The organism is Alkalilimnicola ehrlichii (assembly GCF_003399765.1).
Taxonomy (GTDB): domain Bacteria; phylum Pseudomonadota; class Gammaproteobacteria; order Nitrococcales; family AK92; genus AK92.
Genome location: NZ_NFZV01000002.1, coordinates 1 through 13032 on the forward strand (window position 1 = coordinate 1; position 13032 = coordinate 13032).

General features: G+C 57.5%; 16 protein-coding genes. 2 read left to right on the forward strand and 14 right to left on the reverse strand.

The window, feature by feature from the left end:
* Positions 1-20: 20 nt before the first annotated feature.
* From CAI21_RS25790 to CAI21_RS02420, 6 genes are read right to left on the reverse strand one after another with little or no spacing between them, the layout of a single operon-like run.
* The gene (locus CAI21_RS25790) at positions 21-98 is read right to left on the reverse strand and encodes a hypothetical protein (protein WP_404840848.1); all 78 of its coding nucleotides are present in this window, start codon (positions 96-98) and stop codon (positions 21-23) included.
* A 17-nt stretch (positions 99-115) separates the two neighbouring features.
* Complete coding sequence (locus CAI21_RS24555; RefSeq protein ID WP_258867953.1) at positions 116-271, reverse strand: hypothetical protein; 156 nt, start codon at positions 269-271, stop codon at positions 116-118.
* Positions 264-992: an HAD family hydrolase gene (locus CAI21_RS02405; protein WP_181919228.1), complete on the reverse strand. Its 729-nt coding sequence runs from the start codon at positions 990-992 to the stop codon at positions 264-266. Before CAI21_RS02405 ends, CAI21_RS24555 begins: the two co-directional genes overlap by 8 nt.
* Positions 985-1737 carry a DNA polymerase III subunit epsilon gene (dnaQ, locus tag CAI21_RS02410; RefSeq protein WP_116300827.1) on the reverse strand — a complete coding sequence of 251 codons (753 nt, stop codon included), beginning with the start codon at positions 1735-1737 and terminating at the stop codon, positions 985-987. The genes CAI21_RS02405 and dnaQ overlap by 8 nt, the downstream gene beginning before the upstream one ends.
* A 47-nt stretch (positions 1738-1784) precedes the next feature.
* The gene (rnhA, locus tag CAI21_RS02415) at positions 1785-2228 is read right to left on the reverse strand and encodes a ribonuclease HI (protein WP_116300828.1); all 444 of its coding nucleotides are present in this window, start codon (positions 2226-2228) and stop codon (positions 1785-1787) included.
* Positions 2228-2998, reverse strand: coding sequence for a class I SAM-dependent methyltransferase (locus tag CAI21_RS02420; protein ID WP_147305020.1), 771 nt, complete (start codon positions 2996-2998; stop codon positions 2228-2230). The genes rnhA and CAI21_RS02420 overlap by 1 nt, the downstream gene beginning before the upstream one ends.
* Before the next feature lie 121 nt (positions 2999-3119).
* Between CAI21_RS02420 and gloB the strand changes: the two genes are divergently transcribed.
* The gene (gene gloB / locus CAI21_RS02425) at positions 3120-3890 is read left to right on the forward strand and encodes a hydroxyacylglutathione hydrolase (protein WP_116300830.1); all 771 of its coding nucleotides are present in this window, start codon (positions 3120-3122) and stop codon (positions 3888-3890) included.
* Between the two features lie 246 nt (positions 3891-4136).
* Positions 4137-5768, forward strand: a complete 1632-nt coding sequence (locus CAI21_RS02430) for a lytic transglycosylase (RefSeq protein WP_116300831.1) — start codon at positions 4137-4139, stop codon at positions 5766-5768.
* Positions 5769-5833: 65 nt separating this feature from the next.
* Here CAI21_RS02430 and minE read toward each other — a convergent pair whose 3' ends face one another.
* The 8 genes from minE to msrB form a co-directional block, all read right to left on the reverse strand.
* Positions 5834-6112, reverse strand: a complete 279-nt coding sequence (minE, locus tag CAI21_RS02435) for a cell division topological specificity factor MinE (RefSeq protein ID WP_116300832.1) — start codon at positions 6110-6112, stop codon at positions 5834-5836.
* Between the two features lie 3 nt (positions 6113-6115).
* Entirely contained in the window at positions 6116-6922 is an 807-nt protein-coding gene (gene minD / locus CAI21_RS02440) for a septum site-determining protein MinD (RefSeq protein ID WP_116300833.1), read from the reverse strand.
* Positions 6923-6945: 23 nt separating this feature from the next.
* Positions 6946-7485: a septum site-determining protein MinC gene (gene minC / locus CAI21_RS02445; protein WP_258867954.1), complete on the reverse strand. Its 540-nt coding sequence runs from the start codon at positions 7483-7485 to the stop codon at positions 6946-6948.
* Positions 7482-7658, reverse strand: coding sequence for a hypothetical protein (locus CAI21_RS24560; protein ID WP_258867955.1), 177 nt, complete (start codon positions 7656-7658; stop codon positions 7482-7484). The genes minC and CAI21_RS24560 overlap by 4 nt, the downstream gene beginning before the upstream one ends.
* A 419-nt stretch (positions 7659-8077) precedes the next feature.
* Positions 8078-9955, reverse strand: a complete 1878-nt coding sequence (gene htpG / locus CAI21_RS02450; protein WP_116300834.1) for a molecular chaperone HtpG — start codon at positions 9953-9955, stop codon at positions 8078-8080.
* Positions 9956-9969: 14 nt separating this feature from the next.
* Entirely contained in the window at positions 9970-10479 is a 510-nt protein-coding gene (locus CAI21_RS02455; protein WP_116301032.1) for a methylated-DNA--[protein]-cysteine S-methyltransferase, read from the reverse strand.
* Positions 10480-10624: 145 nt separating this feature from the next.
* Positions 10625-12472 (reverse strand): biosynthetic-type acetolactate synthase large subunit, encoded by a 1848-nt coding sequence (gene ilvB, locus CAI21_RS02460; protein ID WP_116300835.1) that lies wholly within the window; start codon positions 12470-12472, stop codon positions 10625-10627.
* 88 nt (positions 12473-12560) lie between these two features.
* Positions 12561-12962 (reverse strand): peptide-methionine (R)-S-oxide reductase MsrB, encoded by a 402-nt coding sequence (gene msrB, locus CAI21_RS02465; protein ID WP_116300836.1) that lies wholly within the window; start codon positions 12960-12962, stop codon positions 12561-12563.
* Positions 12963-13032 lie beyond the last annotated feature (70 nt).

Genomic DNA, 13032 nt, shown 5'->3' on the forward strand with positions numbered 1-13032 from the left:
ATCTCGGCGTTCCGGACCGTTTACCCGGACCGCGCGCGTCGCACCGGATCGCCAACCAGATGAATCGGCGCTCTAGGCACCCCCATCCCAATGGCCACTTCCGGACAAACGGGGATCAGCTCAAAAAACCGGGCAAGACATCGGCCACGAAGCGGTCTCGCTTGTGGCCTGCGTCAAAACGCACCGCTTCGCCTAACAAACAGGAGCTTACGCCTAGCTTTATAACGGTCGACTCGCCGGCGGAAACCGACACGTCGCCTTCTTCAGCCATCGCGAAACGCCTCCGGAGACAGCAGCTCGCCCAATGCTTGCAATGAGGCGACCTCGATATGCGGCACGGTTTCCAATTCCCCGGGCCAAGCCCGGCCATCGCGGTTCAGCCATACCGCATGGACACCGAACTGCGCTGCCCCGAACACATCGGTTGCCGGCTCATCGCCAATATGCAACAGCTCGTCGGGAGCAACACCGGCTCGCCGGCACGCCGCCTCAAAGATAAGGTGATCCGGTTTTGCCGAGCCGATATCAACCGCCGATAAGGCAAAATCGAAATATCCGCCCAAACCCAGCCTGCCGACATCGGCATTACCATTGGTAATCACGCCAAGCCGATATCGGCCGTGCAATGCGCTCAATACAGGCTTTGTTTCCGGATACGGCGTCACCTCGTGGCGGGCGTCGATAAACACCTTAAAACCCTGCTCGACCAGGCTTTGCTCGTAGCCGCACTCCTCCGCCAGCTCGGCCAAGGCGGCTTTGCGCCAGGCGGTAACGTTATGCCGCAGTTGCGGCTGTCGAGCGGCAAGGTCCAAGCGTCGTCGATATAAGGTTTCCGGACTGTAGCGCTCGGTTATGCGTGGGTAGGACTCGCTGAGAAAGTCATACAGGCGTTGCTCGGCGCGCTCGATAACGCCCTCCAGATCCCATAAGGTGTAATCCAGATCGAAGCTGATCGCCCGTACTTGGGAAAGATCCGGCACCGTGTTACTCATCCTTGCTCGCCTCGCCGGCCTCCATTTGCCGCCATAGACAATCTCCCCCGGCCGCCTTATCCAGGCGCTCCAGCCAACGTTCGTGCTTCGCCCGCTCGCTATCGCTAGCGCGCACCACCGCAAGACGCGGCCGGTCGGCCGGTAAGCGGCGAATTCCACGCCGACCGCCGCTGTGCGCCGCACCCGATTCCGTATCGCCCTCCTCGGCATCCAACAGCAACGCGGTCTGCCCACCCGTCATCGCCAGATAAACATCGGCCAAAATCCGGGCGTCGAGCAAAGCGCCGTGAAGGTCGCGTTGCGAGTTATCGATGCCGTAACGCTTACATAAGGCGTCGAGGCTATTGCGCTGCCCGGGATGCATGCCGCGGGCGAGCAACAGCGTATCGAGCACCGAACAGATATCCTCCACCTTACCCAGAGAAGGGTCTAGCCATTTCAACTCGTGATTAATAAAACCGACGTCGAATGCCGCGTTATGAATAACCAGCTCGGCACCTCGGACGAAATCGAGAAACTCCTGCGCAACGTCGCCAAATCGCGGCTTATCCTGCAGAAATTCGTTGGTGATTCCGTGTACTTCGATAGCGCCTTCGTCGATCTCGCGGTCAGGTTGCAGGTAATGATGAAAGTAGTTGTTGGTCGGCCGCCGGTTTATCAGCTCAACACAACCGATTTCGATAATCCGGTGGCCTTGGCTCGGCTCCAGGCCGGTGGTTTCCGTATCGAGAACAATCTGTCGCATCGGGCTATTCCTTCCTATACTCAACGGCTAACGCCTGCACTACACAATCAACTGGTCAGCAACTCGTCAATGCCCCGGTTGGCCAGGGCATCGGCCCGTTCATTGTCGGGATGGCCACTATGGCCCTTCACCCAATGCCACTCTATATCGTGACGTGCAGCCGCAGCATCCAGGCGCTGCCAGAGATCGACATTTTTTACCGGTTGCCGGGAGGCCGTCCGCCATCCGCGTTTCTTCCAGTTCGCCATCCACTCGGTAATGCCTTTGCGCACGTATTGAGAGTCGGTGGTCAATACCACCTTGCATGACCGCTTCAAGCTCTCTAAGGCGACAATCGCTGCCATAAGCTCCATACGATTATTGGTGGTTTCCGCCTCTCCGCCGTGCAGCGTTTTTTCCTTGCCACGGTAGCGCAACACAGCACCCCAACCGCCAGGGCCAGGGTTGCCGCGGCAGGCACCATCGGTAAAAATCTCGACAATATCACCCATTAATAATTCCTTGAGGTCGGCTGAGCCAAGCCGCGGCCGACCAATCGTCGCTGCTTCTGCCAATGCGGGCGCAAGGGAGTCACGCCGGCAACCCGTTTACGGGCCGTCGTCAAGTAAACACCGCTAAACCAAGGTAGACACAAAGCGCCGAAACGCTCTAGCGGCTGCAACCTCTCCTGCGCCTTCCAGTTATTCCAAGGGGGACGGAAATACAGATAATCGACGGTTTCCACTTCTAAACCCAACAACCCCATCCAATCGCGCGCTCGTCCGGAGCTTAAATAGTGTCCGCGCCATGGACCGTCCGCATTCGGGTGCCCTCGCCAGGCTCGCGTCACGCCCCAGGAACTCCAGGGGTTAAACCCTAGCATTAATAACGTCCCGTCAGGAGCCAGCACACGCTCGGCTTCGCGTAGCACCGTCTGCGGCTCTTCGCTGTACTCCAAGGCGTGAACAAGCACGACAATATCGATGCTGTTGGACTGAAACGGCAACTGTTCGAATAGACTGCGGCAGTCCGCGCTGCCCTCCTCCAGCGGCTCGATCAGCCATTGCCGGGCGGTATTGGCCGGTAACCTCGGAACGCTGCCGAACCCGCCCAACTGCAATAACGCTGCACCGCTTAAAGCGTCCATCCGGCGCTCCAAAGCGTGCCGCTCGACACTCTCCAGTAGTCGGCCGACGGGGGTCAGATACCAGTTTCGCAGCGTTATCATCCCTTGCCCGCTGTAGCGTTGCCTGCCAAGCATCCAAGCATACCCTGCCGCCAAGACATGCTCCAGCAAGAAACCGGCGAATGAAGAGACCGTATTATTAAATGTTGTATCTGGCGCATTGGTTGACTAACCTCAAAGCACTTTGTCGGCGCAGGAAAACGGGTAGCATTCCCTCATGGACAGAACGATCCCTATCAAAGCGTTTAGCGATAACTATATCTGGCTTCTACATGATGCGGCCGAACGCTTGGCCGTAGTGGTCGACCCTGGGGCTGCGGAACCGGTACGAGAGGAACTCGAACGGCGCGGTATGACCCTGGCTGGAATTTTGGTCACTCATCATCACCCTGACCATGTCGGGGGCGTGCGGGAACTTCTAGAACATTTTCCAGTCCCCGTTTATGGCCCCGCGCAAGAAAGCATCCCCGGTCTTACCGACCCTTTAGGGGAAGGCGATACCGTTGCGCTAGAAGCTTTGGATCTCCATTTCACTGTATTAGACGTCCCCGGTCATACCGCCGGCCATATCGCATTTTACGGTGAAGGCATGCTGTTCTGCGGGGACACACTGTTTGCTGGCGGCTGCGGGCGGCTTTTTGAAGGCACCCCGGCACAAATGCACGCGTCGTTGAGTAAATTAAGCAGTTTACCGAAAACCACCCGTGTATACTGCGCACACGAATATACCGAGGCTAACCTACGCTTTGCATCGCAGGTGGAGTCCGACAATCGCGCACTGCAAAAGCGCTTGGACAAGGTCCGACGACAACGTCGAAACAACGAGATCACGGTACCCAGTACGATAGAGGAGGAGTTGGCCACCAATCCGTTTTTACGGGTAAACCAACAATCCGTGATAGAAGCCGCGGAACGTTATGGCAACAAAACGTTATCGTCGCCAACTGAAGTATTCGCAACCGTCAGAAGCTGGAAAGACGCTAGCTGAACGCAAAACGCTATGGCTAGCGAACTCGCTATAAAGGAAAAACTGCACGACGGCTCATAGCCCTTTGCTTACACACAGGGAGCTTCGTATAAGCAACGCTCAGTGATTCCGTAGCGGGCTTGCGCGTGGGCATTTGCGCTTTCGCCGAACGCCGGACTGCTTCTGCTCGGTGAGCCATGGAAGCCAATAGTGGCTTTACGTCTCGCAACAACAAAAGGGACATTGACAAGGTCCGGAGGATTACTTGTGCGTACACCCCCCTTCCTGCTCGTCCTCAGCTCGGCGCTGGTGCTCTCGGCCTGTGCCTCGCTGACTCCGAATCGGCAGGCATCAGATGCCGATCAAGCGGCGGTAGACGCGTCTACCGCCCCGAAAGTTTTGGATGTAACCCCCGTCCAGGCCATGCCGCAACCGGACGCAACGGTGGCAGAAGAAAAGCCAGACGATGCGCCCCCGGAAGATCTTTGGGCCCGGATACGAGGCGGTTTCGGCATGGATATGCCAGAGAATTCCCGTATCGATGCCGAACTCGCTTTCTTTTCCGCACGTCCAGGTTATATGGAGCGCGTGTCGGATCGGGCCGAGCCGTATCTGTACTATATCGTCGACGAAATCGAGCGTCGCGGCCTACCGATGGAGCTAGCGCTGCTACCCATTGTCGAAAGCGCTTACCAACCCTTTGCCTACTCCCCAGGACGCGCCGCCGGGATTTGGCAGTTCATCCCCAGCACCGGCCTCCATTTCGGCTTGAAGCAAACCTGGTGGTACGACGGCAGGCGGGATATCATCGCCTCCACGGATGCCGCACTCACGTATTTGGAAAGCCTTTATAACCAGTTTGGCGATTGGGAGCATGCGCTCGCCGCCTACAACGCCGGACAAGGTACCGTCCGCTCCGCGATCCGCCGCAATGGTAACGCCGGCCGGCCGACCGACTACTGGAATCTCCCGCTACCACGCGAAACGCAAGGCTACGTACCCCGCCTTCTGGCATTACGTGCGTTAATCGAAACACCGGAAGAATATGGCCTGACCCTGCGCCCGCTAGCTAACGAGCCGTATTTGGCCATCATCGATATCGACTCTCAGATCGACCTCGCGCTCGCCGCCGAATTGGCCGACTTAACGATCAAAGAAGTGTACCGTCTTAACCCAGGCTTCAACCGCTGGGCCACCGACCCCGACGGGCCGCATCGTTTGGTATTGCCGCTCGACCGGGCCGATGCGTTTACGGCCGGGCTCGAAGCGCTGCCAGCCTCGGAGCGGGTAACCTGGCGTCGTCATCAAGTCCGTTCCGGACAAACGCTCAGCCACATCGCGCGCGAGCACAACACCACGGTAACCGTCATCCAGGAAGCAAACGGCTTGCGCGACCATCGCATCCGCGCCGGGGCGCATCTCATTGTGCCGGTATCGCGGGGCAACGCCGAAGAATACACCTTAAGCGCGTCGCAACGGCTTAACCGCCTCCAGGCGACTAACCGCGAAGGGCAGCGACACACGCACACCGTGCGCAATGGCGATACGCTATGGGATATATCGCGTCGTTACGGGGTCTCAGTCGGGCAGGTGACCAATTGGAACGGGATGGCGCCCAACGATATTCTGCGCCCAGGGCAGGATTTGGTGATTTGGCTTCCGGAAGGCCAGGTCCGCACCGCGAGCCAAGCCAATTCCCGGGCCCCTATCCCAAGCCAACAGAACGTACAGTACACGGTACGTCGCGGCGACTCGCTATACCGTATCGCTAGGCAATTTAACGTTTCGGTGGCGGATTTACGGCGCTGGAACAACCTGCCGAGCCAAGGGTATTTGCAACCGGGTCAACGCCTGCGGGTGATGGTCGATGTAACCAGCCAGCAAAGCGACGCGATTTAGAAAACATCGAACGCATGCATGCCAACGCCTGCTTCAGTCGCGTTGGCGTGCATGGGGCGTCCTCGTTAACGGGCTCTCGCTTGGTGCCGCGCAGGCGACTCAGGGAGCATGATATTAAGCTCCAGCACTTCGTAGTCGCCCTCGCGCTCCAGCTCCATCCGAATCGCTTCCTGATCGACCTGAACGTACTTGCGGACAACCTCCAGCAGTTCCTCCCGCAACATGGGTAAGTACTCCGGACCGTCCCGCTGTGTGCGCTCGTGGGCGACGATGATTTGCAGTCGTTCCTTCGCGACCTTCGCACTGCCCTTCTTTTGTGATGTAAAGTAACGCATAAAATTCATTGCTTAACTCCCAAACAGGCGCCCGAGAAATCCCTTTTTCTCCACCAAGAAACGGTGAGGCCTCTCCTCACCGAGGAAGCGTGCCACGGCGTCCTGATAGGCTTGGCCGGCATCGGTGCTATCTTCCATAATAACCGGAACGCCGGCGTTTGAAGCCTGCAACACAGCCTTGGACTCTGGAATGACTCCTAACAACTCAACCGCCAGAATCTCCTGGACATCTTCGACGCTCAACATCTCGCCGCGCTCGACCCGCTGCGGCGAATAACGAGCCAGCAACAGACGCTCCCGAACCGGCTCATCGCCTCGCTCGGCACGCCGCGTTTTACTCGCCAGAATACCCAAGACGCGGTCCGAGTCGCGTACCGAAGACACCTCCGGATTCGCGACCACTATCGCTTCGTCCGCGAAATAGGCCGCTAACATAGCGCCCCGCTCGATCCCGGCCGGAGAGTCGCAAATGATGTACTCAAAGTCCTGGCTCAACTCTTCGAGCACCCGCTCGACACCTTCTTGAGTCAAGGCATCCTTATCGCGTGTCTGCGAGGCGGGCAAGATACACAGATTGTCGACCCGCTTATCTTTAATAAGCGCCTGATTCAGGTTCGCCTCGCCGCTAATGACATTAACGAAGTCGTATACGACGCGGCGCTCGCAACCCATGATCAGGTCGAGGTTGCGCAGGCCGACATCGAAATCGATCACTGCGGTTTTATGGCCAGCCATGGCCAAGCCGGTGGCAACAGCCGCACTGGTTGTGGTCTTGCCTACGCCCCCCTTACCTGAGGTGACCACGATGATTCTTGCCACGTTCGTTACCTCCCGAGAAAACTTTAAAGCGGCTCGATACGCAGGGTATCTTCGTCGAGAAACACCTGTACCGGCATACCGGCGCCTATGTTTTTAAACTGTTCGTTAATTTGATAATTACCGGCAACCGACAACAGCTCGGCTTGCAGATCGTGACAGAAGATCCGCGCCTGGCTATCCCCGCGTACGCCGGCTAATGCCCTACCACGTAAAGTTCCGTAGATGTGGACATGGCCATCGGCCAGCACTTCCGCTCCCGGACTCACCGACGAAAGTACAATTAGATCGCCGCCCCGAGCATAAACCTGCTGCCCGGACCGGACGGGTTGTTTAATCACCAAACTGCCGCCGACGGGCTTTTCTTCGCTCTTCTCCACTTGCCGCCTGACTGGCGTCGCGTTACCGACATTCAGCAGCGGCAAACCGGCTTCGGACGCCGCCTCTACCAGCGTCTCAAGGCCCTCGCGTACGCCGATAATCTGCATCCCGCGGGCTCGCAGGAAACCGGCCGCCTCGGCGATGACAGCCGGACCCTCTTCGCCCAATTCGCCAACGTCGATCACAACCGGAACGCCGCGAAAAAATCGGGCGCCTGCGCCAACTTCGTATCTAGTTGCTCTGCCAAACGATTCATATCTGCCGTCAGCACGCGCAGGACGGTCAGCGTCAACATCCGGCCTTTAAACTCGAAGGCCGGCGTTAGCTCGTTGGGAGCCGTAGAAGTATTCGACACCATTACGATTTTAGCTCGAATGCTGCGTTGGGAAAGTCAATGACATCGTGATGGATCGCATCCGAACCGCACTCCATGCCGTTAAGAAACGCCGAACTATTCGCTTACCTCTCCGGCAATCGCTCCATGGCAAAGGTTAGACCGTTGCCGATGGGCCGCTTTCAGCTACAGCAGCCCCGCCAGCCGGAAGGGTAAGGGGATGGTTCGGTTCTACCTTGATACCCGTAGCGTCAGCTACACAACTAATCGGTGAACTATACACCGTAAAACGCTCTGCTGCCCATGAATAGAGCAAAATTCCGCAATGCGAACGCCGGGTCAAGGTTAAACTGACACGTGAATGTCGGCAAACTGTTGCCGTTCGCCGACAAAGCCGGCGGCTCGATAAAATCGAAGCCTCATCGAGCCGCCGCCGCATACGCTCACCCGGTTTGCATCAACAGCGAATTAACGCGTTTGACAAAGCTTGCCGGGTCTTCCAGTTGCCCGCCCTCGGTCAGCAAGGCTTGCTCGAACAGAACCTCTGCCCAGTTCTTGAAACGCTCGTCGTCCTTCTCCTCGACGAGTTGCTTCACGAGCGGGTGCTGCGGATTAACCTCTAAGGTCGGCCGAGCCTGCGGCAGATCGTGACCGGCAGCTCTCAGTATCCGCTGCATCCCGATTCCGAACTCGTGATCGTCCACCACTAGGCAAGAGGGCGAATCGGTAAGCCGATGACTGACGCGAACGTCTCGCACCTGATCGGCCAGCGCTTTCTCGAAGCGCTCTAGCAAAGGCTTGTACTCATCCGCCGCTTTATCCAGCTCTTCCTTCGCTTCCTTATCTTCCAGCTCTCCCAGGTCCAACTCGCCCTTGGCGACCGACTGCAAAGGTTTGCCGTTGTAGTTCTCAAGGTGTGCAACCAACCACTCGTCGACCGGATCGGTCAGCAGCAGCACCTCTAGACCTTTCTTGCGGAAGACTTCGAGATGGGGGCTGTTTACAGCCGCTTTGAAAGAGTCGGCGGTCAGGTAGTAAATCTTATCCTGTCCCTCGCCCATACGCTCAAGATACTGATCGAAGCTTACGTCCGCTGCTTCTTTGGCCTCGTGCGTGGAGGAGAAACGCAACAACTTGGCAATCCGCTCGCGGTTACCGAAGTCTTCCGCCGGCCCTTCTTTTAATACCCGACCGAACGTCTGCCAAAAGCCGGCATACTGTTCCGGCTCGTTCTTCGCCATAGTCTCCAGCAAGTCGAGTACGCGCTTGACCGACGCGCTGCGGATACGATCGAGCATCCGGTTGTGCTGGAGGATTTCCCGCGACACGTTCAGCGGCAAGTCGTCGGAATCGATGACGCCACGAACGAAACGCAGATAACGCGGCATCAGATGCTCGGCATCGTCCATGATGAAGACGCGCTTTACATATAACTTGATGCCGTGCGCCTGGTCGCGATCCCACAGATCGAACGGCGCGCGCTGCGGGATATACAAAAGCGACGTATAGGAAAGATTGCCCTCGACCTTGTTGTGAATGTAAGCCAAGGGCGGCTCGAAATCGTGTGCAACGTGCTTATAGAATTCGTGGTACTCGTCTTCCGAGATATCCTGTTTCGGCCGCATCCATAAAGCCGACGCCCGATTGACCTTTTCCTCGCCGGCTTCCTCGCCCTCGCCATCCATCAGAATCGGGATAGAAATGTGGTCGGAGTAGGTTCGGATGATATGACGCAAACGGAACGCATCGAGGAATTCGTCCTCGCCCTCGCGCAGGTGCAAAATCACTTCCGTCCCGCGCTCCGGGCGCTCTTCGTTGGCAATCGTATAACCGCCCTGCCCGTCCGACTCCCAGCGAACGCCGTACTGAGGCTTATCGCCAGCCTTGCGCGTCAAGACGGTTACGCGGTCGGCAACCACGAAGGCAGAATAAAAGCCGACACCGAACTGGCCGATAAGCTGCGCGTCTTTCGCTTCGTCGCCCGTTAACGCTTCAAGAAATTGCCGTGTGCCGGAACGGGCAATAGTGCCGAGGTTTTCCACCACCTCATCGCGCGTCATTCCGATGCCGTTATCCTTGATCGTGATGGTTCTGGCATCTTTATCGAAAGCCACGCGAATGCTCAGCTCCGCGTCTCCTTCGTAGAGCGCTTCGTCTTTTAATGCCTGAAAGCGTAGCTTATCGGCCGCATCGGAAGCGTTCGACACCAGCTCTCTTAAGAAAATTTCTTTATTGCTGTAGAGAGAATGAATCATCAGGTTCAGCAACTGCTGAACCTCGGCTTGGAACGATAAGTTTTCCTTCTCAGCTTCCACGCTCATGCTGATTATACTCCTTACTCATCAAGGAAAAGAAAGCTATGCTGCCGCACGACACCTTCGTGCGTCAGCAACCACTGTTTGGTCGTTAACATTTTACCGCGGTCGGCACCGGAAAAACCGCCCAGGCCGACTTTTGCCACCACACGGTGACAGGGCACGATAATGGGTAACGGATTACTCCTACAGGCACGCCCCACTGCTCTTGCAGAAGAACCAAGCTCCTCGGCCAGCGACCCATATGTGCGGGCAAAACCCGGCGGGATCTCCAGCAAAGCACGCCAGACGCGTTCCTGAAAGGGCGTTGCATGCCGCTGCAATGGCAAATCGAACGGGTGCTGCGGATCGGCAAAATACGCATTCAACTCCGCCACGACTCGACGTGCAAACGGCTGTTGCGGCGCCCGTAACGGGTAATCGGCCGGAAGAAAATCTACGCTTTCTAGCGCGTCATTCGGGCAAATAATACCTAAGCGACCGAAAGGGGCTTCGATCACGGCATCGTAGGACTGTCCCTGCTCTTCCAAATTTGCCACCCTCTGCCGCAACGCTCCCCAGCCTCCTCGGTCAGGGAGCTAACAAAAACGGGCGAACCGGCTACGCACACGTCGCAACCCTGTCCGCCCGTCATCGTCGGGTCGGCATTCGATAATGCCCGCACCCGGTATTGGCTTAAAAAGCGTCGGTCGTCTCGATCGGGTTTGGACGCTTGTCGTCCTCAATGTGCTCGCGCGTCGGGATGTGATCGCCGGTAACCATCTGTCTATAGCCCATGCCCGGCCCGACCATTGGGTAAACCCCGGCGTCGGCGTCGATCATGACTTCAAGGAAAGCGGGTCCCTCGAACTCGACAAACTCCTTAAGCGCCTGGAGTAACTGAGACTTTTCAGTCACCCGGACCGCGTACCCGAAACCGTCCGACTCGGCTGCTTTAATGAAGTCTTTCCGATGGAGGGATTTATCGCTGCCGGAGAAACGATCCTCGTAGAACAGTCGCTGCCATTGGCGCACCATACCGTCGCCAAGGTTATTCAGCAGCAGCACCTTAACCGGCAAGTCATAGGTGGTAACCGTTTCCAGCTCGCCCAGATTCATCCGGATGCTGCCGTCGCCGTCGACGTCGATGACGATCTTGTCCGGGCACGCGAATTGCGCACCAATCGCCGCCGGCAAACCGAAACCCATCGTTCCCATACTGCCGGAGGTCAACCACAGCCGCGGCTCTTTAAAATCGAAGTATTGCGCCGCCCACATCTGATGTTGGCCGACGCCGGTGCTAATAATGGCCCGACCTTCGGTCAATTTATTGAGCTCTTCGATAACCGCGTAAGGCTGAATCAGTTCGCTCTCGCGGTCGTAATTCATCGCATACTTTTCTTTCAAGGCACGCAGATGTTTCCACCACGGGCCAAGGTCGTTGGCGAACTCGATAGATTTACCGTACTCGACCAACTGCCGCAGGCTGCGCCCAGCCTCGCCGACATGCGCCCAATCGACCCGTTTAACCTTCCCGATCTCGGCGGCATCGATATCGATATGGGCCACATGTTCAGCCAGCGGTGCAAACAAATCGGCCTTGGCGGCCACGCGGTCGTCGAAACGAGCGCCTACTGCAATGAGAAAATCACAGTCTTCTACCGCGTAGTTAGCATAAGCCGCGCCATGCATACCGAGCATATGGAAGGAGTGCTCGCTGGTCGTGTCGACCGCGCCGAGGCCCATCAAGGTATTCACGACAGGAATGTTGAACGTTTTGGCGAATTGGCGCAGATCCTCCGACGCCTCGCCGCTAATAATTCCGCCACCGGCGTAGATGAGCGGGCGACTGGACTGCTCCAGCATCTCGAAAAATTGCCGGCATTTACGCTCGGAGAGCTTGGCGGAACGGAGCGACTCCAAGCGCTGGCGGTAACCGCGAATCGGCAACAGGCCTTCGCCTTTGAAATCGCCGATCCAGTTCTGCATATCCTTCGGCACATCGACAACGACCGGCCCCGGTCGCCCCGAACGCGCAACCTCGAACGCAGTCCGCAGCGTATCTTCGAGCTGCTCGGGCTTGGTTACCAAAAAGACGTGCTTGGCACAAGGCCCCATGATGTTAACGATCGGCGCCTCCTGGAAGGCGTCGGTGCCCATAGCGCCCGTCGCTACCTGACCGGTAATCAGCACCACCGGTATCGAGTCGGCCATACAGTCCCGGATGGGCGTTACGCAATTGGTCGCCCCCGGGCCGGAGGTCACCATAAAGACCCCGACCTTGCCGCTGGCGCGCGCATAACCGGCCGCCATAAAGCCTGCGCCCTGCTCGTTGGCAGGAACGATCAGTTTGATCTGCTCCTCGTCCTTGTCGTCCTTCTGCTGGTTGTAGCTGAAGATCGCGTCGTACGTAGGCAGAATCGCACCACCGCTATAACCGAATACGGTGTCCACGCCCTCGTCAGCGAGAACCTGAACGATCATATCGGCGCCACGCATGGTCTTACCCGCTAGCGGGTGCTTGTTCGCTTTCTGCTTAGTCATCGTAATTCCGCGGTGTTTCGGCAGGGAGATAAAAAATAGTCAAGCGAGACATGATACTTGTCTTATCCACTCGCAGACAAGCGAGCGTTTACGACTCTTGCTCCGGATCGAAGCGCAACGAAGCCGAATTGATGCAATAGCGTAAGCCCGTAGGCGCCGGGCCGTCTTCGAAGACATGGCCCAAATGCGCGTCGCAGCGCCGACATAGAACTTCGATCCGCCGCATACCGTGACTGAGGTCGCTCTCTTCGCTGACCGCTTCGGGGCGCAACGGCGCATAAAAACTCGGCCATCCGCTACCGGAGTCGTATTTCGTTTTAGATTCGAATAGCGGTTCGTCGCAGCACGCACAATGGTACCGCCCCGACTCCTTATGCGCATAGTAAGGGCCGGCAAACGGAGGCTCGGTGCCTTTTTGCCGACAAATACGGTACTGCTCCGGGGATAACTGCTCACGCCACTCGGCGTCGGTTTTCTCAAGCTTACTCATACTCCGCCTCCACCATCGATAACGACCGTTAGAGCTTTCCTCCGCATCGCAAAACACCCGCCACGCGCCG

Bases quoted from the DNA above. Each gene is read 5' to 3' on its own strand.
- CAI21_RS24555 (WP_258867953.1), bottom strand. From the start codon at position 271: ATGGCTGAAGAAGGCGACGTGTCGGTTTCCGCCGGCGAGTCGACCGTT.
- CAI21_RS02405 (WP_181919228.1), bottom strand. From the start codon at position 992: ATGAGTAACACGGTGCCGGATCTTTCCCAAGTACGGGCGATCAGCTTC.
- dnaQ (WP_116300827.1), bottom strand. From the start codon at position 1,737: ATGCGACAGATTGTTCTCGATACGGAAACCACCGGCCTGGAGCCGAGC.
- rnhA (WP_116300828.1), bottom strand. From the start codon at position 2,228: ATGGGTGATATTGTCGAGATTTTTACCGATGGTGCCTGCCGCGGCAAC.
- gloB (WP_116300830.1), top strand. From the start codon at position 3,120: ATGGACAGAACGATCCCTATCAAAGCGTTTAGCGATAACTATATCTGG.
- minE (WP_116300832.1), bottom strand. From the start codon at position 6,112: ATGAATTTTATGCGTTACTTTACATCACAAAAGAAGGGCAGTGCGAAG.
- CAI21_RS24560 (WP_258867955.1), bottom strand. From the start codon at position 7,658: ATGGTGTCGAATACTTCTACGGCTCCCAACGAGCTAACGCCGGCCTTC.
- htpG (WP_116300834.1), bottom strand. From the start codon at position 9,955: ATGAGCGTGGAAGCTGAGAAGGAAAACTTATCGTTCCAAGCCGAGGTT.
- ilvB (WP_116300835.1), bottom strand. From the start codon at position 12,472: ATGACTAAGCAGAAAGCGAACAAGCACCCGCTAGCGGGTAAGACCATG.
- msrB (WP_116300836.1), bottom strand. From the start codon at position 12,962: ATGAGTAAGCTTGAGAAAACCGACGCCGAGTGGCGTGAGCAGTTATCC.